Genomic DNA, 4,005 nt, shown 5'->3' on the forward strand with positions numbered 1-4,005 from the left:
CCGCTGGTCGAGGCCACCACCGGGGACTCCGCGGTGGTCTGCACCGATCTCGCGGCGGATCCCCGCTGGCCCGGTCTCCCCCGCCCCGAGGGCTCGGCGGGACTCGGCGTGATCGCGGTGCCCAGTGCGTGGGACGAACGCGGGCCGGTGGTGCTCACCGCCTACGTCGATACCGCGCGGGGTGGGGTGGGTCCCGAGGCGCTCGCCGTCCTGGACCGGCACGAGCCGCTGCTCGCGACCGGCCTCGGCGTCGTCGAGTACTGCTCCGACGAGCTGCTCAAGGCGGACGAGATGATGGGCATGATGCGCCGCAGGCAGCTGATCGAGCAGGTCAAGGGCATGGTGATGGCCCGCGCGGGGGTGGACGCCGAGGAGGCCTTCGCGCTGTTGGTCCGGGTCAGCCAGCGCGAGAACGTGAAGGTCCGGGACCTCGCCTCGGCCCTGCTCGCGCGGACCGGCGAGGCCCCCGCGGTGCCCGAGGCCGCCCGTGCGGCCGCCGACCGGCTTTGGAGCGCACTCCCCGGTCTGTGACGAACGTCCGAACCGGTTTCTTCCGGGGGCCCCGCGACAGCTCCGGTCCGCGTCGGTCAGGATGGCCCCAACCGGACGAGCGAGGGAGCGTGGACGTTGAGCGGTGGCCCGGAGCACGTGCTGGTCGTGGGGGCGGGACTCGGCGGGATCCGTACCGTCGAGCAGCTGCGCCACGCCGGCTACGAGGGTCGGATCAGTCTCGTCGGCGCCGAGGAGCACACGCCGTACGACCGTCCGCCACTGTCGAAACAGCTCCTCGCGGGCGACTGGGAGGCCGAGCGGCTCGCGCTCAAGGACGACTCGGGGCTGGAGGACCTCGGCGTGCGGCTGTACCTCGGGCTGCCCGCGGTGGCGCTGCGACCGGGTGAGGTGGAGCTCGCCGACGGGTCGGTCCTCTCCGCGGACGCGATCGTGCTGGCCACCGGGGTCGTGGCGCGCACCCTGCCCGGCCAGCCCGAGGTCGTCCACACCCTCCGCACCCTGGACGACGCCCTCGCCCTGCGCACCGACCTGGACAAGGCCGCGTCGCTGCTGGTCGTGGGGGCGGGCTTCATCGGCGCCGAGGTGGCCAGCACGGCCGTGGCCAAGGGGGTCCGGGTGACCGTCCTCGAGGCCGCGCCGGTGCCGCTGGTCCGCGGGCTCGGCGAGCGGGTCGGCGCGATGGCGGGCCGGCTGATCGCCGAGGGCGGCGTGGACCTGCGGCTCGGGGTGGCGTTGAGGGAGTTCGTGCCCACCGCGTCCGGGGTGACCGTCGAGCTCGCGGACGGGACGCGGCTGGAGGCGGACGTCGCCGTCGTCGGCATCGGGGGCAGGCCGGACCTGGAGTGGCTGGCCGACACCGGCCTCGACCTGCGAGACGGCGTGCTGTGCGACGCGACCGGCCGGGTCCTGGGGCTCGACGGCGTGTGGGCGCTCGGCGACATGGCCGCCTGGGCGGACCCGGAGACCGGCGGCCACCACCGGCACGAGCACTGGACGTCCACCGCGGACCAGGCCACCGTCGTGTCGCGGGCGATCACCGGGACCGAGCCGCCGCCGCCCACCGTCCCGTACTTCTGGTCGGACCAGTTCGGACTGAAGATCCAGCTGATCGGGCGACCCGACCTCGCCGACTCGGTGGAACAGCTGCAGGGCGAGGGGCTCGACGGCGGCCCGATCAAGGGCACGGTCGTGGGCTACTTCGCCGGGAACGCGCTCGTGGCCGTGGCGGGTTTCGGCGCGGCGCGGTACGTGGTGCGCTACCGCGCGCTGCTGCAGCAGAAGGCGGACCGCGAGGCCGCCAGGGACCTCGCGGCCTCCTTCGTCAAGAAGTGACTCAGGAGAAGAGCTTCTTCAGCACGGCCAGGGCGAGGACGGCGCCGACGCCGATCAGCGCGTAGCGGATCTTGGGGTCCGCGAGCTTGGCCTGGACCTGCTGCTTGCCGGTGTCCACGAACCGCTTCGGGTTCGCGCGGTCGGTCAGCGCGTCCAGGCTGGCCGCGAGCGCGTCCCGGGTCTTCTCGATCTCGTTCTCAATGTTCTCCGGGTCGCGGGCCACGACTCACTCCTCATGCGTTCGCCGAACGGACTGGGGCACACCGTAGACGAGCCCCGACCGCCGAGCGCGCCCGGCAGGGCGGGCTGACAGGATCGGGGCATGACGACACGCCTCGCCGTGGGCGACCAGGCCCCGGACCTCACCCTGCCCGACGCGGACGACAAGCCGGTCTCGCTCGCCGACTACCGCGGTCGGAAGGTCATCGTCTACTTCTACCCCGCGGCGTCGACCCCCGGCTGCACCAAGCAGGCCTGCGACTTCCGGGACAACCTCGGCGAGCTCAACGGCTCCGGGATCGACGTCCTCGGCGTCTCCCCGGACAAGCCCGCCAAGCTCGCGAAGTTCCGCGAGAAGGAGGGCCTGACCTTCCCGCTGCTCTCCGACCCGGACAAGAAGGCCCTGCAGGAGTGGGGCGCCTTCGGCGAGAAGACGATGTACGGCAAGACGGTCACCGGCGTGATCCGTTCCACCTTCCTCGTCGACGAGGAGGGTCGGATCGAGGCCGCGATGTACAACGTCCGCGCCACGGGCCACGTCGCCAAGCTCCGCAAGGACCTCGAGATCTGATCGTCGGGTCTGCCGGCGTCGAGGCGTGCTCGACCGCGGCGACGGCGGCACCCCGTATCCTCTGTCCGAACTGCCACGCGATCACCGAGGCCTGCCCGGACGGGGTCGCGACGGCGGAGCCGGCGTAGCCCAATCGGCCGAGGCACACGGTTTAGGTCCGTGACAGTGCGGGTTCGAATCCCGCCGCCGGCACTAGCGGCCCGTGGCCGCGGGCTCCTCCTCGGGGAGCGGCCTGCGGGCGGCCACCACGATGCCGGCCAGGCCGATCAGCCCGCAGGCCACGGAGATGGCGATCAGGGTCGGCGAGGGGCGGCCGGTCACCGCGTCGCCGAGCACCACGATCGCGACCGTGCCCGGGACGATGCCCACCACGGTGCCGACCAGGTAGGGCACGAAGCGCACCGAGGACAGCCCGCAGACGTAGTTCAGCGCGGCGAACGGCACGAACGGGACCAGCCGCATCGAGGTCACGGCGAGGGTGCCGTGGTGGTCGAGCCTGCGCCGGGCCCAGTGCACGGCCGAGCCGCGGACGTAGCGCTCCACGAGCCGCCCACCCGTCGCGCGGACGAGGAAGTAGGCGATCACCCCGGCGAGGGTCGTGGCGGCGAGGGTGACCAGCAGGCCCACGACGGTGCCGAACAACGCCCCCGCGGCCACGGTGAACACCGTGCGGGGCACGGGGCCGACACAGAGCACGGCCTGGAGACCCAGGAACAGCAGCGGCGCCCAGACGCCCGCCTCGGCCGTGATGCGGCGCAGGTCGGACACCCCGGGGATGCCGTACACCCGGGCCGCCACGAGCACGACCGCGACCAGGGCCACGATCCCGAGCCCGGCGAGCACCGGACGCCACCACCTCACTGGCCCGACGGTACCGTCCCGGCGCCTTCCGGCGGTCGGAAGGCGGCACGACGGACCGCGGACCCGCCGACTACGGTGCGGCCGTGAGCACCGAGAAACGCGAGCTGGACCTCGATCCCGCGGGCCTCGCCGTCCGCCGCGAGGTGCTGGGCGCCACGCACGTCGACGCCTCCCTCGACCGGGCCGACGCCGTCACCGGCGAGTTCCAGGAGCTGATCACCCGGTACGCCTGGGGCGGCATCTGGACCCGGCCGGGCCTGGACCGGCGGATGCGCAGCGCGATCACCCTCACCGCGCTCGTGGCGCACGGGCACCTCGGCGAGCTGGAGCTGCACCTGCGCGCCGCCCTGCGCAACGGGCTGTCGCGCGAGGAGATCGTGGAGGTGCTGCTGCAGAGCGCGATCTACTGTGGCGTCCCCGCCGCGAACAGCGCCTTCGCCGTGGCCAAGCGGGTCCTCGCGGAACCGGACCCCACCGACCTGTGAGTGGCGATGGTCGCTATGGCGACG

Annotated in this window: 6 protein-coding genes and 1 tRNA gene; 5 read left to right on the forward strand and 2 right to left on the reverse strand. The window is 73.3% G+C overall.

What is annotated here, in order from left to right; translation table 11 throughout:
* Together H5J29_RS23780 and H5J29_RS23785 are read left to right on the forward strand one after the other, a co-directional pair.
* On the forward strand, positions 1 to 531 hold a 531-nt coding region (locus H5J29_RS23780), incomplete at its 5' end, for an ANTAR domain-containing protein (RefSeq protein WP_181783257.1).
* A 96-nt stretch (positions 532 to 627) separates the two neighbouring features.
* Positions 628 to 1,845, forward strand: coding sequence for an NAD(P)/FAD-dependent oxidoreductase (locus H5J29_RS23785; RefSeq protein ID WP_181783258.1), 1,218 nt, complete (start codon positions 628 to 630; stop codon positions 1,843 to 1,845).
* A 1-nt stretch (position 1,846) separates the two neighbouring features.
* Here H5J29_RS23785 and H5J29_RS23790 read toward each other — a convergent pair whose 3' ends face one another.
* Complete coding sequence (locus H5J29_RS23790) at positions 1,847 to 2,068, reverse strand: DUF3618 domain-containing protein (protein WP_181783259.1); 222 nt, start codon at positions 2,066 to 2,068, stop codon at positions 1,847 to 1,849.
* A 99-nt stretch (positions 2,069 to 2,167) separates the two neighbouring features.
* On the opposite strand from H5J29_RS23790, the gene bcp reads away from it, so the two are divergent.
* Together bcp and H5J29_RS23800 are read left to right on the forward strand one after the other, a co-directional pair.
* Positions 2,168 to 2,635 (forward strand): thioredoxin-dependent thiol peroxidase, encoded by a 468-nt coding sequence (bcp, locus tag H5J29_RS23795; RefSeq protein WP_181783260.1) that lies wholly within the window; start codon positions 2,168 to 2,170, stop codon positions 2,633 to 2,635.
* Between the two features lie 118 nt (positions 2,636 to 2,753).
* A tRNA-Leu gene (locus H5J29_RS23800) sits at positions 2,754 to 2,827 on the forward strand.
* Here H5J29_RS23800 and H5J29_RS23805 read toward each other — a convergent pair.
* On the reverse strand, positions 2,828 to 3,496 hold the full coding sequence (locus H5J29_RS23805) for a TVP38/TMEM64 family protein (protein WP_181783261.1): 669 nt from the start codon (positions 3,494 to 3,496) through the stop codon (positions 2,828 to 2,830).
* A gap of 83 nt (positions 3,497 to 3,579) precedes the next feature.
* Here H5J29_RS23805 and H5J29_RS23810 point away from each other — a divergent pair, with 83 nt between their 5' ends.
* On the forward strand, positions 3,580 to 3,981 hold the full coding sequence (locus H5J29_RS23810) for a carboxymuconolactone decarboxylase family protein (RefSeq protein WP_181783262.1): 402 nt from the start codon (positions 3,580 to 3,582) through the stop codon (positions 3,979 to 3,981).
* Positions 3,982 to 4,005 lie beyond the last annotated feature (24 nt).

Source organism: Pseudonocardia pini (assembly GCF_013870575.1).
Taxonomy (GTDB): Bacteria; Actinomycetota; Actinomycetes; order Mycobacteriales; family Pseudonocardiaceae; genus Pseudonocardia; species Pseudonocardia pini.